Consider the following 25394-nt stretch of genomic DNA (forward strand, 5'->3'; position numbering starts at 1 on the left):
GTAGATTTCCTTCCCTAACACGTGTCAGGTAGCCTATTCCTGCTACCTAACACGTGTCAATCGTCACGGGAATGTTGCACCAACCTCACCCCACCGCCCGGCCCTAACCGGAGGGCCGGAGCCACGTCATGATTCTTCGCCGAGGCATTATCCAGTTGAGTTAGGTTAGGTTTACCTTGTTACATAGTCTTTCGTGACTACCCAACCGGATGTTGCCCGAATCTCGTTCGCCACCAACCTGGCGTCGTTCGGCGACCGCACCGCCATCAACACTGGGCACAGCTCCATCAGCTACCGCGATCTAGCCGCGCGCGTAGAGGACATGGCACGCCAACTCGGCCCTGAGCGCCGTCTCATTGCCCTTGAAGCCGACAACACGTTGCCGTCGTTGACCATGTATCTCGCGGCCCTGGCATCGGGCCATCCGCTGCTGATCCTGCCGGTCGGCGGCGGAAAAGCAGCCGAAACACTCATTGCCGCCTACGATCCAGACGTCATTGCGCGGTCCTCCAACGGCGAGCCTGTCCTGGACGTGCGCCGCCATGAGACGGCACACCAACTGCACCCGGACCTGGCACTTTTGGTGAGCACTTCAGGCTCCACAGGCTCGCCGAAACTCGTTCGCCTTTCCGCGGCTTCCATCCAGGCGAACGCAGAGGCCATCGCACAGTACCTGCACCTGCGTCCCAGCGATATTGCCGCCACGACACTTCCCCTCTCCTATTGCTACGGGATGAGCGTGGTGAACAGCCATTTGCTGGTGGGCGCATCTTTGGCATTGACAGACCTCTCCGTAGTGGATCCATGTTTTTGGGACCTGGTCCGTACCGAGTGCGTGACCTCGTTCGCTGCCGTCCCCTACACTTTCGAGCTTCTGGACCGTGTTGGATTCGAGCACATGGATGTTCCGAGCCTGCGCTACATCACCCAGGCTGGAGGTCGTCTGGCTCCCGAGCGCGTCCGATCCTATGCAGAGTTGGGCCGCGAGCGCGGTTGGGACCTTTTCGTCATGTACGGGCAGACCGAGGCCACAGCCCGCATGGCGTACTTGCCACCGGATCTGGCGGCGGAGCATCCGCATGCCATCGGCGTCGCCATTCCTGGAGGAGAATTCCGACTCGAACCAGTGCCGGGCTTGGATGACTGGGAGCTCGTCTACACCGGGCCAAACGTCATGCTGGGATACGCCGAGAAGTCCGAAGACCTGGCCCTTGGCCGCGAAATCACCGAACTCCACACCGGCGACCTTGCCCGACTCGGACCTAATGAACTCTATGAGATTGTGGGCAGGCGCAGCCGCTTCGTGAAGATCGTTGGACTCCGCGTTGACCTGGGACGTGTTGAGCGACTCCTTGCAGACCTTGGCCTCACCGCCGCTGCCGCTGGTTCAGATAATGTTGTGGTTGTCGCAGTGGAAGGCCACCACGATCTTGCCTTGGTGGCCAAGACCCTTGCGCAAGATCTAGGTGTCCCCCGCGCGGCCGTCCAACTGCATTCAGTCCCAGACATTCCACGGCTCGGCAACGGGAAGCCTGACTACCCGGCCATCCTTGCGTTGTCTGCGCAGACTGAGCCGGAGCAGCCGGAGACCCACCCCAGGACAGAAATCCCCGGGACAGAGACCGTGCTCGAGATCTTCGCTGAGGTCCTGGAACGCCCGGACATTACAGAGACTGATAGCTTCGTTTCCCTCGGCGGAGATTCGCTCTCCTACGTGGCGGCGTCGGTAAGGCTTGAGCGTGCACTTGGCCGCATCCCGCAAGGCTGGCACCTCATGCCCATTTGCGAGCTTGTCCCGGCACGCGAAGCCGAAGCCCATCCAGCCCATGAAGAGGCGCGCGCCAAAGCACTTCTCCGGAACTGGCGGGGAAAGCTGACAGCACGCATGGAGACGGGGATCGTGCTGCGCGGTGGCCATCATTTTCATCGTGGCCACGCACATCAAGTTCTTCTCCTGGGAAGGCACCGCCCACGTGCTGATGGCAGTGGCAGGCTATAACTTTGCCCGCTTCCAGCTGACGGGATCCAGGCGCGAACGGCTCCGGAGGCAGTTGCGCGCTGTCGTGCGGATCGCCGTACCCAGCGTCCTGGTCATCGGCGTCGCCTTTGCCGTCACTGACGACTACGGCTGGCACAACGTGTTCTTGTTGAACTCAATCGTTGGTCCCCAGGGGTGGACGGATATGTCCCGCTTCTGGTTCGTTGAAGTGCTGGTTCATATCCTGATCGGGTTGGCTCTCCTGCTGGCTATCCCCGCTGTGGACCGCGCGGCACGCAGATGGCCGTGGGCGTTTCCACTCGCGCTGGCCGGCATCGACCTCCTGCAGCGCTTCGACATCATCGAGCTGCCTTACCCCGGCCAAGGGCCTGTCTTATGGTTGTTCGCCTTCGGATGGGCTGCGGCTGTATCGCGGGAGTGGTGGCAACGCGCTGCGATGACCACCTTCGCCCTACTCACGATCCCCGGGTCCTTCAGCAACGAACACCGCAGCGCGACCATCCTGGTAGGTTTCCTCATCCTTCTCTGGATTCCAACCTTGCCCGTGCCGCGCGGCCTACACCGCATCACGGCTCTGCTGGCCAGCGCATCACTGTATATCTACGTCACGCACTGGCTGGTGTATCCGCTCTTTGAACAGACCCACAAAGGGTTGGCCCTCGCGGCGTCATTGCTGGTGGGTGTGGCCTACTGGGCTACGGCGACGCGCGCCATGGGCAGCGTAGAGCGGTGGCTGCGTGACCGCCAAAGGCGGCGCCACTTCAATGCCCCCGGCCCGCGGCCGGATGGCGATTCCGGGCCGGACAGGCTTCCAAAGCCGGACAGGATTTCAGTGCTGGACGCGAGGATGCCGCAGCGATCGCGTGCTGGCGGATGAGTGTGAGAAGACCGGTCGAGCGCCCGAAAACGCCCTCTTGCGATCACGGTGGCCCCTCCGATTCGAGGAGGCCCCATCTTCCTCCCGGGAATGCGACGGAGCCAACAGCATCAGCGGCACAATGGTGATCCCCAGCCAGACAATCACAGCCAGCAACGCCAGCATCAGGCCTGTAGTAGGTTCCATACGTTAAGAATAGGCTCATCTGCCCTTGACCATAAGGCACCTTATTGGTATGCGCCGGTATGTGCGCCGCGCCCGACGCGTCCTCACATGAGCCTTTCAGCGAACTGTGGCAGTCTTGATTCAATGAGTTCCCAGCAGTCCCGCCCCATAGCGATGTCCCCTGACCGGTCAGCACAAGGTCGCAAGCCCGGCGTCGGTACAGGACTGCTTTTTGGCTTGGGTACAGTCGCCAGCATCCTGGGCTTGGTGGTCACGTACTACTTCTTCGTGCGGACCACCATGGGCCAGTTCATCGACGAGTCCGCATTGGTTGAGGCCACTGAACTGAGCGGATCTGCGGGCAGGGCGTCCACCAAATTCCTGGATATGCTTCCCATCCTGTCACTGGCGATCGCTATCATCGTGGTGCTCTTCGTGACCGTTGCGCGTCGCCGTTGGACTGCTGCCGGAATTGCCGTGGCTGCCTGCATTGCTGCCAACCTGGCTACGCAGGTATTGAAGTTGTTTATCCCGGACAGGCCCGATCGCGGAGTTCAAACACTTGAACTCAACTCCCTCCCCTCTGGCCACACAACGTTGGCAGCCTCTGCTGCTGCTGCGGTTTTCCTCATGGTCTCGCCCCGCTGGCGACCCCTGGCAGGTTTCCTCGGCAGCACCTTCGCCGTGGCCACCGGCGTTTCGACACTCATCAACCAATGGCATCGGCCCTCCGACGTCGTAGCCGCCTTCCTCGTGGTGGGCGCCGTCATGCTTCCTGCCGGATGGCTGATCCTTCGCAGCGGCACCAGCTGGAACGTTTGGAAAGGCTACGGCGAGCACTGGGCAGCGTCGCGACTCTGGGTGTGGTTGACCGCCATTGCCTTGTTCCTGGCAGCTATCGTCGCCGGCTACTCACTGCTCCAGGTCATGCCGGGACTCAGCCCGGACAGCACCGTTGACTACTTCTGGGCCGGGACTGCGTTCATTGTGGTTGCCGGGTACCTGTCAGCCCTTGGCGGGACGTGGCTGTTCGGCCTGGCGGCCAGGAAGCGCTAAAGCACCAGGGCGTTAAGGCTCGACGGCGGCAGCTTACTTCGGCTCGATACGCCGGGCCTGGGCGCGGATAAAGTCCCGGTCCTCTTCCGTAAGCAAGGTGCCTCCATGCCCGTCGACAGGGCTATCCTCACCCGTCTCGTTGTTCAGGATGGCCGTTTGGGTGCGCGGGATGATCATGCTTCCCGGATTATCGATAAGCCATTGCTGCGTTTCCGGTGAAAGTTGATTCCAGAATTCCTTGATGTGCATAGCAATCAGCGCCGCCCCTTCAATGGTTGAGTACATTCCCACACTGGGCAGATTCCCTCAGTGCGTCAAGCATATTTTTACGAGATTACAAACACCTTTACGGATTATTTCGGGGCTGCAACATCTTCGGTTTCAAACCCGGAAAAACTTGATCCAACCTTGAGCCAGCGCCGCATGGACCCTTGATCCGAGACCGCGAAAGTAAACGCAAGGCAGAAGCCACAACAACACGAAAGAAGGTCTCACGGTGAAAAACACAACAATGCTTAAAGGCGCAGCGGCACTGGCACTTGGTGGAGCACTGCTCCTGGGTGGCGGAGGAACACTGGCTTGGTGGAACGCTTCGGATTCCGCAGCAGCAGGCACCATCGTGGCTGGCAACTTGAACGTCCAGGCCGCAACCGGCGTTTGGACCGACCGCGCAGGCAACCCGGTCAACCTCGCCACGTACCTTGTGGTTCCCGGCGATCTCCTGACCTACACACAGGATCTGGACGTCACCCTCACCGGCGACAAGATGGCAGCCAACCTCGTCGCCACGAACACCGGTGCAGGCGCAGGATTCGATCCCACCAACGTCACCGTCACCTCGCCCAAACTGACCGACGCTGACGGGGACGTCATCGCCAACCCCCTCACCACTTCGCAGCATGTCACGGCGAGCATCACCTTCGAATTCAAGTCCAGCACCTCAACCCGCACGGACGTCAACGCAAGCAGGAATCTGGGCAACGTATCCTTCACCCTGACACAGGTCCAGCAGTCCGGCCTCCAGTAGTCCTGCCCCGCAACAACTTCAACAGGAGTGTCAATGAGAATCCCCAGGAGCATCAAGACGGCTGGCCTTTTGGTCGCGGCCGTGCTCCTGGGGCTCATGGCCGTTCAAGGTACGTACGCACTCTGGTCCGCTACCGCTGTTGCCCAGCCGGGCACGGTCAAAGCATCCAGTTTTACCGTCAACCTGACAGGGAGCCCTTCCGGGTCCTCGGTGCCCATGACCGTCAACGACCAAGCGACCACGTTGGCACTGACCACGGCACAGGCGCCCCTGGCGGACTTGGTCCGCGGCAGCTCCGTTTACACGTCCATAGGAATCGGAAACGCCAGCGACGCCGGTGGGGTCTTTGACATCACCGTCACCGCTACGGCGCCTACTGTCAGCAACGTATCCGGGGGCACCATGGCCGGCTATCTCACTGTGACTGCCGCCAGCGCCGCGTCGAGCACCGCATGCTCATCGGCCAGCGGCTATCAGCCTTTGACCGGGGCAGGATTTACGACGCCGGCAATCGCCAAAGGTGCCACCGCCACACTCTGCTTCAAGGTGACCCTGGACGCTGCCGCACCTTCCAGCGTCGAGGGAAATTCCGTCTCAATCACTCTTCCGCTGCACGCCCGTCAGAAATGTGGGGTTCCCAATGGTTGCGCCCAGTAGCCTGAAAGATCGCAATAGCCTTGATGAGCTAATGCTGGAAACGACGATTGACACCGCATTTGGGGAATCTGACGCCGACGCGTCCGTCGCAGTCGAACCCGAAAATGGGGAACTGAAGGAAGCCGGCCGGCTTTCCTCAGAACGTTCTTCCAACGCACGGGTACTGGCCCGCATCGGCCGGGGACTCGGAGTCCTACTTCTTTCTCTTGCGCTCCTGGCCGTCACGGTGCTGATCATGGTGCCTAAGGTAACCGGCTCGCAGACGTATTCGGTGCTGACCAACTCCATGGCACCAAAGTACGCACCGGGCACGTTCCTCGTTTCGCAGGCAGCTGATTTTGACGAGCTGAAGCTCGGCGACGTGATTACGTACCAGATCGAATCGGGCAAGCCTGGTGTGATCACGCACAGGATCGTTGGTTTCGGGTTCCTGCAGACGGGCGAGAAGACAGTCACCACCAAGGGTGACAACAACGACGTCGCGGATCCCGAGCCCGTTCGTGAGATCCAGGTGCGCGGTAAGTTGCTGTACGCGGTGCCGTTCGTGGGGTTCGTCGCGAACGCCTTGGGCAACAGCGACCGCTCACTGTGGCTGGCTGTGGGCGCGGCGGGCTTGATCGGTTACGGTGGGTTCACCATGCTCCGGGAAGCACGGAGCTCGCGAAAGGAAAGGCAGTCTGCGTGAAGCAGGGAACTGGCCCCTCGGCCAAAGCCTGGGCGGTTGGCCTTTTCTGCCTGACCGTATTGGTGGGCATCGGCGGAACGTCCGCATTCGGGTTGTGGGAGCAGAGCTCCAACGCAACCATGACGGTTCGAGCCGCCGTTTCAACGCCAACGCCCACGCCTACCCCCACACCAACCCCAACTCCCAGCGCGCCTGTCGTATTGACGTTGACCTGCACGCAGATCACCACAAGTACTGTCCGGATAAGCACCGCCGGGCTGAGTTCCCCCACAGTGATGACCGTCGGCGGCAAGATGAGCACCAGCAGCGTCTACGTCTCCATTCCGGTGCTGCCTCCGTCTGCGACATTGAATTTGACACCTAGTAGTCCTATCTTCGCCGCCGCCATCCTTGACGGCCACAACCCTGAAGTCGACGTTCAGGTGACGGCGTTGCAAAACACTGGGACCACAGCCACGGGCGAGCTACGTCGTTTGAAGCTCTCCGGCAATGGAAAATTCCTGAGCTGTCCGGTGTAGCCCGGGTCGACGCCGTGACAGAGCAATCCGGGCAGCATTTTGCATGTCCTCGATAGGCTGACCGGATGACGACGATCGAGGCCTTGGGGCCGACCTTGCTGGGTGTCGGCCTCCTCGTGATCCTGACCGCGGCAGTGCTGACCGCCTATAAAGTGCCTTACAGGTGGGCGCCAGCGTTGGCGATCGTGCGGGGGACGATTCAGTTGGCGGCTATCAGCGTCATCCTCAGCGGTGTCATCTCAAGTCCCGGCTTCGTGGCGCTGGCACTGCTGGTCATGTTCGCTGTGGCTGCGACGACTGCTGCCCGGCGTATCGGGTGGAGTTGGAAAACCCTTGGCCTCGTTGGGGGATCCATGGGTCTGGGCGTCGCCGTGACGCTCGGCATCATCTTCGCGACTGGCGCGGTTGAGCTGACTCCACGTTATGCATTGGCGATGGGTGGCATCATCATCGGCAACGCCATGACCACGGCGACTCTGGCGGGTCGCCGTTTCTCGGAGGCCGTCACTGATCATTGGGAGGAAGTGGAAGGGTGGTTGGCCCTGGGTGCAACACCTCGCCGGTCAACGTTGGAGTTGGCCCGTCGCGCCGTCTATTCAGCGTTGATTCCCTCCATCGACCAAACGAAGACCACGGGGCTGGTAACTCTTCCAGGTGCTTTCGTCGGGGCGATCTTCGGCGGCGTTTCACCCCTTGAAGCCGGGAGGTTCCAGATTGTGGTCCTGGCCGGAATCATGGCGGCCGGTGCCTTCACCGCCGTTTCAGTCATCGCTTCCCGTGCCGCTGTTCGGGTGCGTCCGGCGCCGCTGGACCGGTGATTCGATTACCGGCGTCGTGAAGGCCAACGGCGGACCGAGCTTTGGGCTGTACCTTCCCGTGGGAGTCCTGGCTTTGTCGTTGCCAAGGGCAGTGTGATCCTCATGGAGGTACCGTCCGGGCCCGTGGAGGCCACGTCCGCAGAGCCTCCTGCGGCGGCGGCGATCTCGCGGACAAGGGACAACCCGATTCCGAAACTGCGCTGCTGCTGGCCCAGGCCAAGATGGGTTGTTCGAGCAAAACGGTCAAAGATCCGGGCCCGGTCAATGCCGGTGATGCCTGGGCCCGTATCGCTCACGGTGATCATGGCCTGGCCGCCGGCCACCTTGGTGGCGACCATTATGTGGCCTCCGGCTGGCGTATGGACGAGTGCGTTCTCGGCCAGACCCAGGATTGCGCGGTGCAATCTTTGAGGATCAATGAGCGCCTGCGGTTGCCCCATGCTGGAACAATCCAGGGTGATGCCTCGGCCAACGGCCAACTGGTGAATACTGTCCACAACATCCTGGGCAACACGGGCGACGTTGGTCAGGGCAATGTCCGGTTCCTGTCCTGTTCCGGTGGCGGAATCCAGCAGCTCATTGACAATCGCGGTCAGCGCGGATGTATCAGCGCGGATCCGCGCCAACGCCTGCCCAAAGGGTGAATCCACTGTTGTGCCACGCTGTGCCAGTTGAATTCTGGCGTCCAGGATGGCCAAGGGTGTGCGCATCTCATGGCTCGCGTCTTGGACGAAGCGCCGCTGCATGGCCAGCGCTTCGCCCAGCGGACGGATCGCGCTTCGGGCACTGAGCCAGCCAATGCCCCCGGCCAGAAGGATGCCGGCGACCCCTGCGATGATCATGGCTTTGATCAGATCGTTGGTATCAAGATAGGCGTACACGGCGCCGGGTTCAGTCGGTTCCGGGCTGCCGGACTGGTTAAGCAGGTAGAGCGTAGAGGCCGCCAGGAGGCAGAGAACCAGAACGGCGCAGGCGGCACTGATGCGAAGAGCGATTCTCATGGAGGCCCTACGCAGGACTGCCTGGTCCTGGTCCAAAGGAGCAGGATGTTTAGTCATTCGCTTCGCCGATCTGGTAACCCACCCCGTGGACGGTACGGATGACTGATCTGGAGATCTTCCTGCGCAGGTGGTGGACGTAGGTGTCGATCACTCCGGGCAGTTCACCTTGGCTCAAGGTGGCATTGATGAGCTCTTCCCGTGTGAACACGTGGTCCGGTTGCGCGGCCATTGTGGCCAACAATTCACTCTCCTTGGCGGTCAATGAGGCGAGGAATCCGTGAACGGAGCGGATGGACCTGGAAGAAGTGTCCAGTTCCCAGTCTCCAATACTTAAGGTCTTGAACTCTTGTTGGTAGCTGCGGGTCAACGCCCTTAGCCGGGCCCCCAGTTCCAAGATGTCGAAGGGCTTGGTCATGTAGTCATTCGCGCCGGCGTCGAGTCCCCTGACCTTCTCCTCCGTTGCGCCGAGGGCCGTGAGTATGAGGATAGGGGTGGCGATCCCCTTGGACCTGAGCGCGGCAATCAGCGCGATGCCGTCCATGCCGGGCAGGCCCCGGTCGACCACCATCACGTCCCAGATCCGGGAGAGTCCCCGATGCAGGCCTTCATGGCCGTCGACGGCGACGTGAACCTGGTAGTCCGGCTCGAGGAGCTCGGCGATGAGCGGCCCGAGGACGACGTCGTCTTCCACCAGGAGCAGGGATGGCTTGGTTTCAGTGATCACGAATCCATTGTTGCGCGCCGGTCTCTCGCGGACTGGTACCGGGCCACGATCGAGGGTGCTTGACGGTTCCAGAGACCAGCCATCAGCACGACGACGCCAATGGTTGCCGGAAACGATGCCATGACATCCAGTGGATAGTGCGCGCCGATGTAGACACGGGACCATGCGACGATCGCTGCGAGGATCATTCCTGTCCAGAGAACCGGCTTCTCCGCGCGGCTACCCCGGGCCAGGAAATACGCTCCCAAAACCAGGGCGACGGCCAGACAGGTGTGACCGCTGGGAAAGCTGTTGGATACCGGCTCCGGTGCCAGCGGGTCCAACAAGAGTGCCGGGTCTGGCCGGATCCTGCCGATGACCACCTTGAACAGTTGGCAGCTCAACCATCCCGAACCCACCGTGAGGGCAAACAGCACAGCTTTCTGTGCCGAACGTCGAATCAGCAGGAGATACAGACTTGTGGCGAGCACCACCAGCGCTCCCACCACAGGCTCGAACAGCAGATTCAAGGCCAGGGCTAAACCGGTCAGGACAGGGTTATGGTTGCGGCTGAAGTTCTGATCCACAGCCAGCTCAGCCGACGTGAAGCCTGGCACGATTTGGACCGTCAGCCCGACGGCGATGACGACTGCCACCAAAATAAGCCCAACGGCCAGCCAGTGTTTGGGCGCGGGCAGCCGCTGGACTGGTACGGAGCCAGGTGTGGATTGCGGGAACATGGGACCCTTCGGCAGGACGTATCGTTCTTCCAATCCTCCGCGAGGGCAATTAAGAACTCGTTAAGAAGTGTGTCCCGGCCGGATTGAGCCCATGATGAAGGAATGCAACGCGTCATCGGTTGGCTGGCCGCAGCCATCATCGTCACTCTGATCTTCGGAAGTGCCTATGTCACGCTGCAGCAATTGGGCCGGCGGGCAGCGAATGATGCGCCGACGGCTGCTGCTGCGGCACGGGTTGAAGCCATTGGTTCGCCGGCGCCGAGTACGCCGCCGCTGGAATTGAATCCTGACAGCGGTGTCTTCGTCATTGTCTACGGGGCAGATAACAAGCCGATGTCCGGCACCGCCGCCCTTCATGGATCCTTTCCCGTCCTTCCTGACGGCGTGCTCGAGGCGGCACGGCGGACCGGATCCGATGCTGTGACCTGGCAGCCGGAGCCCGGTCTTCGGATGGCAGTGGTAGCGCGCCCCGCAGGGGAACAAGTAGTCGTCGCGGGCCAGTCGCTTAAGCCTGTCGAGGACAGGAACTGGATGGTCCTGATCTTCCTGTCGACGGCGTGGCTGGGCAGCATGATTGTCCTTGGCCTGGGATACGGCGCGGCAGAGATTTTTCGGGGACGTTCGCTCCGGCGCTACGCTGAAACCGGAGATGCGGGAAAGGACTGGTCATGACTGCTGAAGGAACGAAAGAAGACCCATGGGTGCTGTTCACGGCACCGGGCTCGTCGGAGTACTCCATGTACCGCGATCCGGAGTCGGACCCGCCAGCACTTGTCTGCCAGGTGGGGTCGACAACGCTGAAGTATCACCTGCGGGCCATCGAGGATCTGTCCAACTGGCTCCGTGAACAGCAGGACTGGGTGCCCCTGGGTGCAGCTGATGAGAGCAAACCAGCGCCGGACGGGAGCGTCGAGGCATGGGGACGGGACCCGGCCAACCCAGTATCCGGGTGGTACGGACTGCGCAAGGGATACCGCGGCCGCTTTGGGATGTACCTCCCGCCGCTGCTCGAAAAACTCGGGCTGGTCGAACTGACCCACGAGAAACGCAACAACATGGTTCGAGCCCTACCCGACTAACCCATTGCCGTGGAGAAAGCGGCTTCCTAGTCCGGCTGAATAGAGCGCGGCTAGTAGTTCCGCCGATGTTTCAGTCGAGGGATCGCGACGGCGAACACCGCTGCCGCTGCGAAGCCCAGGACGCCGGTGGCCCAGACGCCAGCTGCGAGCGAAATGGCAGCAGTCAGGGCGGACAGGAGCACCGGCCCACCCGTTGCACCTGAATCGGCAATGAACCGCCAGATGCCAAGGAAGTGGCTCCTTCCGTTATCCGGTGAGAAGTCGGCGCCCAATGTCATGATGAGCCCGGAACTGATGCCGTTGCCAAAGCCAATCAACAGGGCAGCCAACAGCAACGGAACGAACCCACCAGTAAACGGGATGAGGATCAACGCCGCCCCCATAATCACTGTGGAAGGAACCGCCACCCACTGCCGTCCCTTGCGATCCATCAGCTTCCCGGCCGGATAGAACACCAACATGTCGATTGCGCCGGAGAGTCCGTAGATCAGCGATGCCTGCGTGGCATCCATGCCCAAGTGGTCGGCCCACAACGGGATGACCACCTGGCGCGAGGCTCGCAGAGCGCTGAGCAGCAGAATTCCGAAGCCCACAGACAGGAACACACCGGCATGGGAAGCAGCCACATTTCTCAGCGTTGACGCCGGGATGACTGGTCCGCCGTCGGACGTATCGGGAGCCACCAGATCCGGGATGGTGAGCGACAAAGCAGCAGCGGCCATCATCCCGACAAAGCCAACCCAGTACGCCCCGCTGATTCCCGCGAACTGCATCACGCCGGCACCGATGAACGGTCCGATAAAGATGCCGATCCTCGTAACGCCGCCCAAGGTGGACAACGCACGGGCGCGGAACATCACCGGAACTGCCTCGGTGAGGTACTTCTGGCGGGCCAGGTTGAAAACGCTCGCAGACATACCCACCAATGTCATGGCCGCGGCGAGCAACCAGATCCCATGCTCCATCTGTGGAGCGAAAGCTGCCGCACCGAGGGCAAGGGCTCCTACGGCACCTGCCCCAACAATTGCCCAGCGTTCGCCGAACTTTATAGTGATGAGCGATGCCGGGATATTGAAGAGCCAGGACCCCAAGCCGATCAGCGTCACGATCAACGCGGAGACTGCCACGGATGCTCCAAGATCACGCGCCGAGAGCGCGATCACCGGAAGAACCGCCCCCTCGCCGATACAGAACAACAGCGCAGGCCCGAAGGCCGGTAAAGCAATGCTGCGGAGGCTGAAGTTTTGGTCTTGCTGGGTGGTTGTCATCCCCTTCATCCTAGGACTCCAACCCAGCCGCCTCGCAGTTGTCGCAGTTCCGGAAGTCCGGAACCGCAACAACTGCTCGCGAGACTAGGCCTCGTCCAGGTGACTAGATGCGGTTAGCGGTTGCCTTCCGACGTCCGGCTGCTGAAAGTGCCAAGCCCATGAGAAGAAGGCCGACTGCCCAGAGGGTGAAGCTGCCGTCCAATCCCGTCGTGGCCAGAGAGTTGGAACTCCCGACGCCGGTCGCGGCGCCTGCTGTCAGCACACCTTGAGTGCCGCCTGCGGTCACCACGCTGCCACCTAGTTGAGCGGCCCCTACGCCGGTGGTTCCGACGCCAGCGTTCCCGAATCCGGGACCCCCAATTTCGGTCCCCGGATTGTTGGTGCCCGTGTCGATGCCAAGTCCTCCACTACCAGCAGGCTGGCTAACCTCCGGCGGGTTGACGACGGGAGGGTTCACTACCGGAGGATTCACAACGGGAGGATTCACAACGGGAGGGTTGACGACCGGCGGATTCACAACCGGCGGGTTCACTACCGGCGGATTCACAACGGGAGGATTCACTACCGGAGGATTCACAACCGGTGGCGTGATGGCTCCAACTGAAGCGCCACCGATGCCAAGCGAAGTGGAATCGATAGTGACAGGAGCCGTAATCGGAGCGACGACCTGGGTCCCGGAGCCAATGCCGCCAGAACCGTTAGTCGTAGCACCCGAGGTCCCCGCCGGAGCAGTCCCGCCGGAAGTACCGGCAGTGTTGGCCGAAGAATCGCCCAGCACACCAGCCGACGTCGAACCAACAGTCACCGGAGCTGTAATCGGAGCAACCACCTGAGTCCCGGAAGCGACGCCGCCCGATCCATTAGTGGTAGCACCCGAGGTCCCAGCCGGAGCAGTCCCGCCGGAAGTACCGGCAGTGCTGGCCGAAGAATCGCCCAGCACACCAGCCGACGTCGAACCAACAGTCACTGGAGCGGTAACCGGAGCGACCACCTGAGTCCCGGAGCCAATGCCCTTGGACCCGGAGGTCGTAGCGCCCGACGTTCCCGCGGGAGCAGTCCCGCCAGAGGTGCCAGCAGTGCCAGCCGACGAATCGCCCAGCACACCAGCCGACGTCGAACCAACAGTCACCGGAGCTGTAACCGGAGCAACCACCTGGGTCCCGGAGCCAATGCCACCAGAACCGTTGGTGGTAGCGCCCGACGTTCCCGCCGGTGCAGTCCCGCCGGAAGTACCGGCAGTGCTGGCTGACGAATCGCCCAGCACACCCGCCGACGTCGAACCAACAGTCACCGGAGCGGTAACCGGAGCAACCACCTGAGTCCCGGAAGCAACGCCATCCGATCCATTGGTAGTAGCTCCGGGCGTAGCGGCAGCAGGCGCGCTGCCTGTATTCGAGGGTGCGCCGGACGTGGCTGTTGAATCTGCAGCCACACCCGCGGCAGTGGCTCCGATGTTAACAGGGACCAATATCGGAGCCACTACCTGAGCGCCGGATGCGATGCCTTCTCCCCCCGACGTTGTTGCCTGCGCAGGCGCTTGGGCCGGCGCAGAACCTGTTGTTGCTGCTGGTGTTGTCGTTGCCGATGAGTCCCCCAGGACACCCGTCGACGTCGATCCCACAGTTACGGGGACCGTCACCGGTGCAACTACTTGGGTACCGGAGGCTGTGCCGCCAGTACCGTTGGTGCCAGCCGCCGTCGTCGAACTGCTTGGTGCAGTTGGAGCGGCAGGTTTGGCTGGGCCCGTCGCAGTGGAGCCCCCCAGCAGACCCACTGATGACGAGCCCAGGTTTATGGGCGCTGTTACGGGCGCGACTACCTGTGTCCCGGAGCCAACGCCGTTGGAACCGTTGGTGCTTGCAGCTGGCGCCGCCCCCGTAGCCGGAGCGGCTGCGGGCGCCTTTGTGGTTGAGGATGAATCTCCCACCAGGGCTAGTGACGTCGCGCCTGTGCTGACTGGCGCTGTCACCGGTGCCACCACCTGTGTACCGGAAAGGGTTCCGTCCTTTCCACTGGTCGTATCTGCCGCGTTGGCCGCGGTCCCGCCGAGGGCTATCAAGCCTCCGGCAAAGCATGTGCCGATCAGGCACCTGCGAATTGTCGAGTTCATTGTGATCTTCTCCTGAAGGTCTTGTTCCCAAAGACGTCCGATGACGGATCGTCCGGCTAACCATCGGCCGCATGTAGAGGCGCGGCTGGGCTGGGGAACTAGTCAGGAGATGAGCCGGGATCGAAAGAAACCGGCTTTGGATGATCTTCATTGCTGGCCGCTGCTGGACCAGAAAGTGTGTCTGCAGGAACGATTAGCGCCCCATGCAGGAAGGCTGCGGCAGGGCTCGGCGGCCCGTTTTGTGAGGTACCCGAGCCCGCGCCGGTGACACCAAGAGGTGTCGTTTCCGGGTCGGCCGGCAGCTCGGCTGGAACCTCAGGTTCGACGATGACAGAGGCGCCGATTACGGCACCAGGTGAAGCAGGGGCAAAACCTCGCGCCAGAGCAAAGGTCAGTGAAACGTCGGCATTGAGGGTGGGCGGAGTTGTCCCGAGGGGCAGGCCAGCGGATTCGGTCCCCGAACCGCCGGCTGAAGCCGTTGGTGAAGTCCCGACGGCGGCCGGCAGCGCAGCTCCAGCACCCGGCGTCGCGGGGAGCATAGGGCCACCGCCGCCCAGGAGCGGTGGAAGCAGGCTCCCGGGTCCAGCAATCGGAGGCAAGGCGTTGCCGACAGGCGGGAGGACACCGTCGATGACCTCAACAATTGGGGCCACAACAGGGTTGGTCACGCCCGTGACCGGGTCCAGGCCAACTGGTTCCAGGACATTATTTACCGGAGGAACAACCGCCTCGACGGCGTGGTCAATGGTACCCGTGGCTGGTTTAACCACCGTATCCACAACGTTGCCGACCGTGTCGTTGGGCACTACCCGGTTAACCACGGGTAGTTTGGCGATGACTTTGTCCGCGGACTCCGCAACCTGCTTAACCACCGGGGTTACAGAGGGAACGTGCACGGTTATCGGTTGCGTCGGGACAACCGCTTTGGCGGGAGCCGGCAGGGGTACGTTCGGAACCGGGACAGTGACGACCGCTGCGGAGGGGTTAGGCCCCACGGAAGTTGCAACGGACGCGGCCGCCTTCTTGACCGCACCCGTTGCAGCACTGAGTGTCTTATTGGTTTGGCTGCTGGCGGTGTCGGCTGATGAAACGGCTGACGACACTGAAGACGTCACTCCGCCCAACAGCGAATGGTTATCAGTGATGCCGGAATCGGCGCTGGCAGCCGTCGCGGACAATGCCATCCAAATTGCGGTACCGGCGCCAGCGATCATGACGGAGCGGAGAATCTGAGTAGCGCGCGGAATTACGCGAATGGCCTTCATCTCGACACCCCCCAGGTAGCCGCAAACCGATGGTCGATTTCATCCTAGGACTGGTGTTGCCCAATAGTCCATGGGGAGGCGGTAATCAAGATGACAAATTTGTCAGTAACCTTCATTTATGAAGAAGGGTAAAAGCCAGTCTTCTCGGGTCCAAAGTCGGGCGTTGCCAGGGATCCGCCAGCAGCCCTTCCATGCTGGGCATTGGTTTCCTGGAGCCGTTTGATGAACCAGCGCGACTGCTCCGGTCCATAAGGCAGCACCGGGATGGCCTTGGTTGCATCGTTGGGCATATCGCGGATGGATTGGGTTGCCTGTCGCACAGCAGTGCTCATGGTGTCGGCCATGGTCTTGACGAATTCGTCGCTCGCAGGCTTGCCGTGACCCGGAACCAGGAACTCGTACCGGTGACGCAAAGCGGAGATGTGCCGGAGGACGTCGGCCCATTCCTCGGGATACGAGTCCTCAAAGGAAGGATGAGCGCCGTGCTCGACGAGGTCGCCCACGAACAGCGTTGAGTTGGTACCCACCAAGAGGTCACCGTCGGTGTGGGCGCGGCCCAGATAGAACAGCGTGGCCGTAATTCCGCCGAGGTCCACCAGAACGGGCTGGTCGCCAACGATCGCGTTCGGAACAACGATGTCGACGGCGTCGCCCTCCCCCGCGGCCATCTCCGGTTCGTTGGTGGCGACGAAGCGACGCTGGTTGTCGGCGTCGCGCTCTATGGTTGCCGCGCAGTTGGCGTGCGCCCAAAACTCTGTCACGCCGTCGTCGGCAAAAACAGCGTTACCAAAGAAGTGGTCGTAGTGCGCGTGGGTGTTCACTACCACCAGCGGAAGCTGGGTCTTTTCACGGACAGCAGCGAGGATCTCGCGGCCTTGGCGCGGGCCACATCCGGTGTCGATGACCATGGCGAGCTCACTGCCCACCACAAGCCCGGTGTTGAGTAAGGACCCCTCGGTTTCCAAGACGTAGTTGTCCGTGCCAAGTTCATGCCAAGCTGACAATGAGTTCTCCGTATCCAGTGCAATCCGGCGATGTTCAGGCCTCGATTCTACCCATGCGCAGCTGGGAGAAGCCGGAATGACCCGGTGGCAGGTGAACTCGGTGCCGGACTAGAGGATGGCTGTCATGACGTTCCAGCCGGACCCAATCTGGCGGGCAGCAAGCCAACCACCCGAGCCGTCGCCAGGGTACAACCACAAAACCCCGGACCCGTCACGGGCAACAACGTCAATTTTGCCGTCCCCATTGAAGTCCCCAGGGCCTTCAATAGCGGTCATGACGTTCCAGCCGGACCCAATCTGGCGGGCAGCAAGCCAACCACCCGAGCCGTCGCCAGGGTATAACCACAAAACACCGGATCCATTGCGGGCAAGAACATCAACCTTGCCGTCCCCATTGAAATCACCGGGGCCCTCAATAGCGGTCATAACACTCCAGCCGGAACCAATCTGCCGGGCAGCAAGCCAACCACCGGAACCGTTGCCCGGGTAAAGCCACAAAACACCAGTGTTATCGCGGGCAATTACATCTGCTTTGCCGTCCCCATTGAAGTCGCCGGGTGCCTCGATCGCGGCCATCCCATTCCAGCCAGTACCGATCTGACGTGCGGCAAGCCAGCCACCGGAACCGTTGCCTGGGTACAGCCACAAAGCACCGTTCGCGTCCCGCGCGATGACATCCATCTTGCCGTCACCGTTGAAGTCACCGGGTGACTCAATGGACGTCATGGCATTCCAGCCTGCACCGATCTTGCGGGCGGCAAGCCAGCCACCAGAACCGTTGCCCGGGTACAACCACAAAACACCGCCGCTGTCCCTGGCAAGGACATCACTCTTGCCGTCGCCGTCGAAATCAGTGATTTTTTGAACTGAGTTCTTGAAGGTGAACTTCCACTCAACCACTACTGCCGGGACCAACGCATTATCCGCAAGAGCCCTTGCAGTAACAGTCACTGCCCCACTGCCCGCGTATGTGCCAGGGGCAAGAACCTTTCCGCCTACCAAATATTCAACGCCGGCCGAGGTGGGAATCGTGTAGGTATCGTTCGAGGTACCGTCCCGGTCTGTGAATACTACCGGCGCAGGCGTCACCGGAAGGTGCCCACCAAATGTGGTGAGCGCTGCGGTGGCATCAATCAAACCGGCGCCACATCCGGCAGGGCAGCCAGCAGGAAGTGGTCGCGACGAGTCCTTCAGTTGCTGTTCCAGGTGCTCCGGGGTGAGAACAACGCCCTCTGCCGAAAAAAGGAGAGCCGCAAGGCCTGCCACATGAGGGGCCGCCATGGACGTTCCCTGCATAAACGCATAGCCGGGCGTGCCCTGCGTGGTTGTCCCTGAGTTGTAGGTGGACAAGATACCGTTCAAGGCCGAGGAACTCATCTCGCCCCCGGGAGCAGTTACATCAACGGCGCTCCCGTAGTTGGAGTACGACGCCTTTGCCCCGGTCCTGTCGCTGGCGGCAACGGCGATGACATTCGGGCAGTTTGCAGGACTGGAATCGGCGGCGGGACGACTGGAATTTCCAGCAGCAACTACTACAACGGCCCCAACGTTATGGGCGTAATTGATCGCGTTTTGGTAGGTGTCAGAGCACGGCTTGATGCCACCGAGACTGAGGTTGATGACGCGCGCCGGGTTGGGATTGATTGGAGCCCCGGTAACAACGCCGCCTGCCGCCCAAATGATTCCATCTGCGATATCCGATGAGTACCCGCCGCAGGCACCCAGCGCCCGAACCGGAAGGATCTCAGCCTTCGGGGCAACACCGGTTACACCGTAAGTGTTGTTGCCGATGGCAGCGATTGTGCCTGCCACGTGGGTTCCATGCCAGGAAGAATTTATCTGCGGGCTGCCCACCCCGCATTCATTTGCTGTTGACCAATCCCCGGGATCTGTAGGATCCGCGTCCCTGCCACTCCCGTCCCGGGCATCGGCGGCGTCGGACATCATGTCGTAGCCGGGCAGTACATTGGCGTCGAGATCCACGTGACTGGTGATCCCGGTGTCCACTACTGCGACGACTACGCCTTCACCATGGTTGTATTGCCACGCCCCGGAAGGTCGAATGCCGGCCAAATCCTCCGAGAGATCCCACTGCGAGGAGTAATAGGCATCATTCGGATCAGCCGTCACCTGCATGATGTCGTCGGCTTCGGCGTAGGCAACGTTGGGATCCGCACGAAGGGTTTTCAGGAAATCCTCGGCTTTTGTCCCGGAAAGGGCCTTGGCAAGTTTGATGACCTGGCCGCCCGCTGCGTTCGGGTGCGAGCTCTGGGCAACGACTCCGAGCTTCATGGCCGCGCGACCTGCAGCCTGCTCCACGGCAGCCGTAGCCGCAGCCGCTTTGGAGTTGTCGCGCAGCCCGACGATGAACTGGTCCGTTGCCGCCTCGGGTGCCGCCTGGAGTGATTGTGGGGTGCTCGGGATGATGTCACTATCTCCCGCTACTGCCGGCTGTACGGCCAGTCCCCCGGTAATGAGGAGTGTGGCCAGCGCGAAGCCGACGGTCCTCAAGGATCGCAGTGGGGAGATTTTTACCATGGTTGGGCATCCTAGAACGGCGACTGAGCTCGGTATGGCTTGTCGCGGGCAACTGGAGACCACCAGCTGACCCCCACAGAAAATTGTACGCAGAGGTGGCAGCACTTTCGGCCAAGTCTTTTGCGAGGATTTGTCGAGGATTTGCCGGGCAAAGAGTAGGACCCCGATTGACCGAATCGGGGTCGCGCAGCTTGGCTGTCTGTCTCGCGCCTACATATCCGCGAGCGCTCCACCCGGGTTCTCGATGGCGTCGGCCACGTACCGGAGGAAGCCGGCCGCGGTCTCGCCGTCGCACACCCGGTGGTCGAAGGCAAGGGTCAACTCGGTAACCTTGCGGACGGCAAGCTGACCGTCGACTACCCACGGCCTGTCGATGATGCGACCCACGCCGAGCATCGCAACCTCCGGGTAGTTGATGATCGCGGCGGAGCCATCTACTCCGAACACACCATAGTTGTTCAGCGTGAACGTGCCTGAGCCGAGTTCGGTTGGGGTTGCCTTGCCGTCACGCGCCACGGCGGTCAGACGGCGGATCTCGGCATCCAACTCGCGGGCGCTCAACTGGTGTGCGTTCCGAACAGACGGGACCACGAGACCGCGATCTGTCTGTGCTGCGAAACCGAGGTTGATTCCGTCAAAACCGACGATCTCCTGGGAGCCGTCTTCCCCGAGTTCAAAGCGCGTGTTCAGGGCCGGGTACTTTTGCGGCTGTGTAGGTGCATTGGGCGGCCTTGCATTCCTCGCACCGGCACGCGGTGGTGTACCCGGACATGATGCCGTGGTTACCGAGCATCGAATCGGACTCCATGTGAGCCATTTCCCTTTGCAGCTCTGCACGGACCAAAAAGTAATCCCTTGAAACTTTATCCTTCGCTGTCAGGATGTGTCCCCGTGACGGGAGAGTTGCTTTCGCGCGAATATTTACCAGGGGGCGAACTGACCTGCAAGTGTCCAATAGGATGAATGAACGTTCAAGTTCCTGTCAATATTGGGGGTTATAAGTGCACAGAGTGACACGCTTCCTTGCCATTTGTGTTGCTACCGTGCTCGGTGTTGGCACGTTCGCATCGCCAGTTCTGGCGGCGGATACGACGAAGCCCGCTTTGTCTTCGGCTTCGCTGGCGTCTGCAAAAACACTTCGTGTGGGGGATATCCCGCGGATCAATTGGACTGCCACTGACGACAATCCGATCTCGAGTATGTCGTTCGGCATGTACGCACCTGATGGGCGCTTCAAGACTCTTAACGTGCGCAGCAACAACATCACCACCAGTGGACGAATCTCCTCCGGAACCGCTGCTGGCGAACCGGTCGATAATCTTTCCTGGCCAGAGGGTGAATACCGAGTCACCTTCGCACAATTCACGGACTTGGCCGGCAACATGACCGACACCAGGAGCGACACCGCCCTTTCAGGAGGCGTCGATTTCCAAGCACTCAACTTCACGGTCGCAGGAACCGTGGCGGATACGACGAAGCCCGCTTTGTCTTCGGCTTCGCTGGCGTCTGCAAAAACACTTCGTGTGGGGGATATCCCGCGGATCAATTGGACTGCCACTGACGACAATCCGATCTCGAGTATGTCGTTCGGCATGTACGCACCTGATGGGCGCTTCAAGACTCTTAACGTGCGCAGCAACAACATCACCACCAGTGGACGAATCTCCTCCGGAACCGCTGCTGGCGAACCTGTCGATAATCTTTCCTGGCCAGAGGGTGAATACCGAGTCACCTTCGCACAATTCACGGACTTGGCCGGCAACATGACCGACACCAGGAGCGACACCGCCCTTTCAGGAGGCGTCGATTTCCAAGCACTCAACTTCACCGTCGCAGGAACCGTGGCGGATACGACGAAGCCCGCTTTGTCTTCGGCTTCGCTGGCGTCTGCAAAAACACTTCGTGTGGGGGATATCCCGCGGATCAATTGGACTGCCACTGACGACAATCCGATCTCGAGTATGTCGTTCGGCATGTACGCACCTGATGGGCGCTTCAAGACTCTTAACGTGCGCAGCAACAACATCACCACCAGTGGACGAATCTCCTCCGGAACCGCTGCTGGCGAACCTGTCGATAATCTTTCCTGGCCAGAGGGTGAATACCGAGTCACCTTCGCACAATTCACGGACTTGGCCGGCAACATGACCGACACCAGGAGCGACACCGCCCTTTCAGGAGGCGTCGATTTCCAAGCACTCAACTTCACCGTCGCAGGAACCGTGGCGGATACGACGAAGCCCGCTTTGTCTTCGGCTTCGCTGGCGTCTGCAAAAACACTTCGTGTGGGGGATATCCCGCGGATCAATTGGACTGCCACTGACGACAATCCGATCTCGAGTATGTCGTTCGGCATGTACGCACCTGATGGGCGCTTCAAGACTCTTAACGTGCGCAGCAACAACATCACCACCAGTGGACGAATCTCCTCCGGAACCGCTGCTGGCGAACCTGTCGATAATCTTTCCTGGCCAGGGGTGAATACCGCGTCGGTGGGAACCTTGTCCGCACAATTCACGGACTTGGCCGGCAACATGACCGACACCAGGAGCGACACCGCCCTTTCAGGAGGCGTCGATTTCCAAGCACTCAACTTCACCGTCGCACCGCCGATAGTGGTGACTCCGGCTGCGGTTGTGTTTACGGACAGGGATGGCACGAAGGACGATGTGTATGCCGTTCCTGCTACCGCGGGGGTGGACTACCTCGTCGGTGGGAAGGTTGTTGGTGCCGGAACATTTCCGGCGGTCGGCACCGTGATGGTGACCGCGAAAGCGAAGACTGATTATGTTCTTGCTGTCGGTGCGGCCGCGTCCTGGTCTGCGACGTTCAAGGCCACCCCGTTCGTGGTGACTCCGGCTGCGGTTGTGTTTACGGACAGGGACGGCACGAAGGACGATGTGTATGCCGTTCCTGCTACCGCGGGGGTGGACTACCTCGTCGGTGGGAAGGTTGTTGGTGCCGGAACATTTCCGGCGGTCGGCACCGTGATGGTGACCGCGAAAGCGAAGACTGATTATGTTCTTGCTGTCGGTGCGGCCGCGTCCTGGTCTGCGACGTTCAAGGCCACCCCGTTCGTGGTGACTCCGGCTGCGGTTGTGTTTACGGACAGGGACGGCACGAAGGACGATGTGTATGCCGTTCCTGCTACCGCGGGGGTGGACTACCTCGTCGGTGGGAAGGTTGTTGGTGCCGGAACATTTCCGGCGGTCGGCACCGTGATGGTGACCGCGAAAGCGAAGACTGATTATGTTCTTGCTGTCGGTGCGGCCGCGTCCTGGTCTGCGACGTTCAAGGCCACCCCGTTCGTGGTGACTCCGGCTGCGGTTGTGTTTACGGACAGGGACGGCACGAAGGACGATGTGTATGCCGTTCCTGCTACCGCGGGGGTGGACTACCTCGTCGGTGGGAAGGTTGTTGGTGCCGGAACATTTCCGGCGGTCGGCACCGTGATGGTGACCGCGAAAGCGAAGACTGATTATGTTCTTGCTGTCGGTGCGGCCGCGTCCTGGTCTGCGACGTTCAAGGCCACCCCGTTCGTGGTGACTCCGGCTGCGGTTGTGTTTACGGACAGGGACGGCACGAAGGACGATGTGTATGCCGTTCCTGCTACCGCGGGGGTGGACTACCTCGTCGGTGGGAAGGTTGTTGGTGCCGGAACATTTCCGGCGGTCGGCACCGTGATGGTGACCGCGAAAGCGAAGACTGATTATGTTCTTGCTGTCGGTGCGGCCGCGTCCTGGTCTGCGACGTTCAAGGCCACCCCGTTCGTGGTGACTCCGGCTGCGGTTGTGTTTACGGACAGGGACGGCACGAAGGACGATGTGTATGCCGTTCCTGCTACCGCGGGGGTGGACTACCTCGTCGGTGGGAAGGTTGTTGGTGCCGGAACATTTCCGGCGGTCGGCACCGTGATGGTGACCGCGAAAGCGAAGACTGATTATGTTCTTGCTGTCGGTGCGGCCGCGTCCTGGTCTGCGACGTTCAAGGCCACCCCGTTCGTGGTGACTCCGGCTGCGGTTGTGTTTACGGACAGGGACGGCACGAAGGACGATGTGTATGCCGTTCCTGCTACCGCGGGGGTGGACTACCTCGTCGGTGGGAAGGTTGTTGGTGCCGGAACATTTCCGGCGGTCGGCACCGTGATGGTGACCGCGAAAGCGAAGACTGATTATGTTCTTGCTGTCGGTGCGGCCGCGTCCTGGTCTGCGACGTTCAAGGCCACCCCGTTCGTGGTGACTCCGGCTGCGGTTGTGTTTACGGACAGGGACGGCACGAAGGACGATGTGTATGCCGTTCCTGCTACCGCGGGGGTGGACTACCTCGTCGGTGGGAAGGTTGTTGGTGCCGGAACATTTCCGGCGGTCGGCACCGTGATGGTGACCGCGAAAGCGAAGACTGATTATGTTCTTGCTGTCGGTGCGGCCGCGTCCTGGTCTGCGACGTTCAAGGCCACCCCGTTCGTGGTGACTCCGGCTGCGGTTGTGTTTACGGACAGGGACGGCACGAAGGACGATGTGTATGCCGTTCCTGCTACCGCGGGGGTGGACTACCTCGTCGGTGGGAAGGTTGTTGGTGCCGGAACATTTCCGGCGGTCGGCACCGTGATGGTGACCGCGAAAGCGAAGACTGATTATGTTCTTGCTGTCGGTGCGGCCGCGTCCTGGTCTGCGACGTTCAAGGCCACCCCGTTCGTGGTGACTCCGGCTGCGGTTGTGTTTACGGACAGGGACGGCACGAAGGACGATGTGTATGCCGTTCCTGCTACCGCGGGGGTGGACTACCTCGTCGGTGGGAAGGTTGTTGGTGCCGGAACATTTCCGGCGGTCGGCACCGTGATGGTGACCGCGAAAGCGAAGACTGATTATGTTCTTGCTGTCGGTGCGGCCGCGTCCTGGTCTGCGACGTTCAAGGCCACCCCGTTCGTGGTGACTCCGAAGAGGGACTTTAACGGGGACGGCAAGGCCGATGTCTTGGCCCGTGACGGGGCTGGTGTGCTGTGGCTTTACCCCGGCAACGGTTCCGGTGGCTGGCTCGCAGCGCAACGCGTGGGTTTTGGCTGGAATGTCATGAACGCTCTTACGGGCGCAGGGGACTTTAACGGGGACGGCAAGGCCGATGTCTTGGCCCGTGACGGGGCTGGTGTGCTGTGGCTTTACCCCGGCAACGGTTCCGGTGGCTGGCTCGCAGCGCAACGCGTGGGTTTTGGCTGGAATGTCATGAACGCTCTTACGGGCGCAGGGGACTTTAACGGGGACGGCAAGGCCGATGTCTTGGCCCGTGACGGGGCTGGTGTGCTGTGGCTTTACCCCGGCAACGGTTCCGGTGGCTGGCTCGCAGCGCAACGCGTGGGTTTTGGCTGGAATGTCATGAACGCTCTTACGGGCGCAGGGGACTTTAACGGGGACGGCAAGGCCGATGTCTTGGCCCGTGACGGGGCTGGTGTGCTGTGGCTTTACCCCGGCAACGGTTCCGGTGGCTGGCTCGCAGCGCAACGCGTGGGTTTTGGCTGGAATGTCATGAACGCTCTTACGGGCGCAGGGGACTTTAACGGGGACGGCAAGGCCGATGTCTTGGCCCGTGACGGGGCTGGTGTGCTGTGGCTTTACCCCGGCAACGGTTCCGGTGGCTGGCTCGCAGCGCAACACGTGGGTTTTGGCTGGAATGTCATGAACGCCCTCCTGTAATTGCCCCAACTAAAATCCGGGCTGCGTAGGGCCCGAGCTAGGTAATCGCTTTCGATGGCGGTCCCCGGCCTTGTCAGGCACAGGATCTGCTATAGTTCTTCGCAACTCCGTGTGGTCATAAACGCGCACAGACATCGAGTCCACTACGGGGAGTGTGTTGAGGAGATCCAGGTGACAGAACCACACGGCCCTTATCA

At 61.3% G+C, this 25394-nt stretch carries 20 protein-coding genes and 1 pseudogene; 11 read left to right on the forward strand and 10 right to left on the reverse strand.

The features are described from left to right. Positions 1 to 193: 193 nt before the first annotated feature. The 3 genes from VUN82_19295 to VUN82_19305 all read left to right on the forward strand — a co-directional run bounded on the left by VUN82_19295 (position 194) and on the right by VUN82_19305 (position 4097). Positions 194 to 1999: a non-ribosomal peptide synthetase gene (locus VUN82_19295; GenBank protein ID XAS71209.1), complete on the forward strand. Its 1806-nt coding sequence runs from the start codon at positions 194 to 196 to the stop codon at positions 1997 to 1999. Next, a complete protein-coding gene (locus VUN82_19300; GenBank protein ID XAS71210.1) occupies positions 1929 to 2876 on the forward strand; it encodes an acyltransferase family protein in 948 nt (315 codons plus the stop codon). The genes VUN82_19295 and VUN82_19300 overlap by 71 nt, the downstream gene beginning before the upstream one ends. A gap of 339 nt (positions 2877 to 3215) precedes the next feature. Continuing rightward, on the forward strand, positions 3216 to 4097 hold the full coding sequence (locus tag VUN82_19305; GenBank protein ID XAS74744.1) for a phosphatase PAP2 family protein: 882 nt from the start codon (positions 3216 to 3218) through the stop codon (positions 4095 to 4097). Between the two features lie 33 nt (positions 4098 to 4130). Here the strand turns inward: VUN82_19305 and VUN82_19310 are convergent, their stop codons facing one another. Next, positions 4131 to 4382: a hypothetical protein gene (locus VUN82_19310; GenBank protein XAS71211.1), complete on the reverse strand. Its 252-nt coding sequence runs from the start codon at positions 4380 to 4382 to the stop codon at positions 4131 to 4133. 211 nt (positions 4383 to 4593) lie between these two features. Between VUN82_19310 and VUN82_19315 the strand changes: the two genes are divergently transcribed. The 5 genes from VUN82_19315 (at position 4594) to VUN82_19335 (ending at position 7802) form a co-directional block, all read left to right on the forward strand. After that, positions 4594 to 5124 (forward strand): alternate-type signal peptide domain-containing protein, encoded by a 531-nt coding sequence (locus VUN82_19315; GenBank protein ID XAS71212.1) that lies wholly within the window; start codon positions 4594 to 4596, stop codon positions 5122 to 5124. A gap of 33 nt (positions 5125 to 5157) precedes the next feature. Next, entirely contained in the window at positions 5158 to 5781 is a 624-nt protein-coding gene (locus VUN82_19320) for a SipW-dependent-type signal peptide-containing protein (GenBank protein ID XAS71213.1), read from the forward strand. A 31-nt stretch (positions 5782 to 5812) separates the two neighbouring features. Then, complete coding sequence (locus tag VUN82_19325; protein XAS71214.1) at positions 5813 to 6466, forward strand: signal peptidase I; 654 nt, start codon at positions 5813 to 5815, stop codon at positions 6464 to 6466. Then, entirely contained in the window at positions 6463 to 6984 is a 522-nt protein-coding gene (locus VUN82_19330) for a hypothetical protein (GenBank protein XAS71215.1), read from the forward strand. The genes VUN82_19325 and VUN82_19330 overlap by 4 nt, the downstream gene beginning before the upstream one ends. Before the next feature lie 65 nt (positions 6985 to 7049). Then, on the forward strand, positions 7050 to 7802 hold the full coding sequence (locus VUN82_19335) for an ABC transporter permease (GenBank protein XAS71216.1): 753 nt from the start codon (positions 7050 to 7052) through the stop codon (positions 7800 to 7802). Positions 7803 to 7807: 5 nt separating this feature from the next. Here the strand turns inward: VUN82_19335 and VUN82_19340 are convergent, their stop codons facing one another. From VUN82_19340 to VUN82_19350, 3 genes are read right to left on the reverse strand one after another with little or no spacing between them, the layout of a single operon-like run. Next, positions 7808 to 8860 (reverse strand): HAMP domain-containing sensor histidine kinase, encoded by a 1053-nt coding sequence (locus VUN82_19340; protein ID XAS71217.1) that lies wholly within the window; start codon positions 8858 to 8860, stop codon positions 7808 to 7810. Further along, positions 8853 to 9527, reverse strand: coding sequence for a response regulator transcription factor (locus tag VUN82_19345; GenBank protein ID XAS71218.1), 675 nt, complete (start codon positions 9525 to 9527; stop codon positions 8853 to 8855). Before VUN82_19345 ends, VUN82_19340 begins: the two co-directional genes overlap by 8 nt. Beyond that, the gene (locus tag VUN82_19350) at positions 9524 to 10246 is read right to left on the reverse strand and encodes a phosphatase PAP2 family protein (protein XAS71219.1); all 723 of its coding nucleotides are present in this window, start codon (positions 10244 to 10246) and stop codon (positions 9524 to 9526) included. Before VUN82_19350 ends, VUN82_19345 begins: the two co-directional genes overlap by 4 nt. Positions 10247 to 10348: 102 nt before the next feature. On the opposite strand from VUN82_19350, the gene VUN82_19355 reads away from it, so the two are divergent. Together VUN82_19355 and VUN82_19360 are read left to right on the forward strand one after the other, a co-directional pair. Beyond that, positions 10349 to 10918: a hypothetical protein gene (locus VUN82_19355; protein XAS71220.1), complete on the forward strand. Its 570-nt coding sequence runs from the start codon at positions 10349 to 10351 to the stop codon at positions 10916 to 10918. Continuing rightward, the gene (locus tag VUN82_19360; GenBank protein ID XAS71221.1) at positions 10915 to 11325 is read left to right on the forward strand and encodes a hypothetical protein; all 411 of its coding nucleotides are present in this window, start codon (positions 10915 to 10917) and stop codon (positions 11323 to 11325) included. Before VUN82_19355 ends, VUN82_19360 begins: the two co-directional genes overlap by 4 nt. 50 nt (positions 11326 to 11375) lie before the next feature. Here VUN82_19360 and VUN82_19365 read toward each other — a convergent pair whose 3' ends face one another. The 6 genes and pseudogenes from VUN82_19365 to VUN82_19390 form a co-directional block, all read right to left on the reverse strand. After that, positions 11376 to 12593: an MFS transporter gene (locus tag VUN82_19365; GenBank protein XAS71222.1), complete on the reverse strand. Its 1218-nt coding sequence runs from the start codon at positions 12591 to 12593 to the stop codon at positions 11376 to 11378. A 103-nt stretch (positions 12594 to 12696) separates the two neighbouring features. Next, positions 12697 to 14703 (reverse strand): cell wall anchor protein, encoded by a 2007-nt coding sequence (locus VUN82_19370; GenBank protein ID XAS71223.1) that lies wholly within the window; start codon positions 14701 to 14703, stop codon positions 12697 to 12699. A gap of 98 nt (positions 14704 to 14801) precedes the next feature. After that, positions 14802 to 15968 (reverse strand): hypothetical protein, encoded by a 1167-nt coding sequence (locus VUN82_19375; GenBank protein ID XAS71224.1) that lies wholly within the window; start codon positions 15966 to 15968, stop codon positions 14802 to 14804. A 116-nt stretch (positions 15969 to 16084) separates the two neighbouring features. Further along, complete coding sequence (locus VUN82_19380) at positions 16085 to 16972, reverse strand: MBL fold metallo-hydrolase (GenBank protein ID XAS71225.1); 888 nt, start codon at positions 16970 to 16972, stop codon at positions 16085 to 16087. 108 nt (positions 16973 to 17080) lie between these two features. After that, on the reverse strand, positions 17081 to 19510 hold the full coding sequence (locus tag VUN82_19385) for a S8 family serine peptidase (protein XAS71226.1): 2430 nt from the start codon (positions 19508 to 19510) through the stop codon (positions 17081 to 17083). 210 nt (positions 19511 to 19720) lie between these two features. Next, positions 19721 to 20215, reverse strand: a pseudogene (locus VUN82_19390) (2-oxo acid dehydrogenase subunit E2). 305 nt (positions 20216 to 20520) lie between these two features. Between VUN82_19390 and VUN82_19395 the strand changes: the two are divergent. Continuing rightward, positions 20521 to 25197: a VCBS repeat-containing protein gene (locus VUN82_19395; GenBank protein XAS71227.1), complete on the forward strand. Its 4677-nt coding sequence runs from the start codon at positions 20521 to 20523 to the stop codon at positions 25195 to 25197. Positions 25198 to 25394: the final 197 nt, after the last annotated feature.

Source organism: Micrococcaceae bacterium Sec5.1 (genome assembly GCA_039636795.1).
GTDB lineage: Bacteria > Actinomycetota > Actinomycetes > Actinomycetales > Micrococcaceae > Arthrobacter.

Coding starts and splice junctions, on each gene's coding strand:
- VUN82_19385 (XAS71226.1), bottom strand. CDS start 19,510: ATGGTAAAAATCTCCCCACTGCGATCCTTGAGGACCGTCGGCTTCGCG.
- VUN82_19335 (XAS71216.1), top strand. CDS start 7,050: ATGACGACGATCGAGGCCTTGGGGCCGACCTTGCTGGGTGTCGGCCTC.
- VUN82_19325 (XAS71214.1), top strand. CDS start 5,813: ATGCTGGAAACGACGATTGACACCGCATTTGGGGAATCTGACGCCGAC.
- VUN82_19310 (XAS71211.1), bottom strand. CDS start 4,382: ATGTACTCAACCATTGAAGGGGCGGCGCTGATTGCTATGCACATCAAG.
- VUN82_19340 (XAS71217.1), bottom strand. CDS start 8,860: ATGACTAAACATCCTGCTCCTTTGGACCAGGACCAGGCAGTCCTGCGT.
- VUN82_19355 (XAS71220.1), top strand. CDS start 10,349: ATGCAACGCGTCATCGGTTGGCTGGCCGCAGCCATCATCGTCACTCTG.
- VUN82_19360 (XAS71221.1), top strand. CDS start 10,915: ATGACTGCTGAAGGAACGAAAGAAGACCCATGGGTGCTGTTCACGGCA.
- VUN82_19365 (XAS71222.1), bottom strand. CDS start 12,593: ATGACAACCACCCAGCAAGACCAAAACTTCAGCCTCCGCAGCATTGCT.
- VUN82_19375 (XAS71224.1), bottom strand. CDS start 15,968: ATGAAGGCCATTCGCGTAATTCCGCGCGCTACTCAGATTCTCCGCTCC.
- VUN82_19350 (XAS71219.1), bottom strand. CDS start 10,246: ATGTTCCCGCAATCCACACCTGGCTCCGTACCAGTCCAGCGGCTGCCC.
- VUN82_19370 (XAS71223.1), bottom strand. CDS start 14,703: ATGAACTCGACAATTCGCAGGTGCCTGATCGGCACATGCTTTGCCGGA.
- VUN82_19305 (XAS74744.1), top strand. CDS start 3,216: ATGTCCCCTGACCGGTCAGCACAAGGTCGCAAGCCCGGCGTCGGTACA.
- VUN82_19320 (XAS71213.1), top strand. CDS start 5,158: ATGAGAATCCCCAGGAGCATCAAGACGGCTGGCCTTTTGGTCGCGGCC.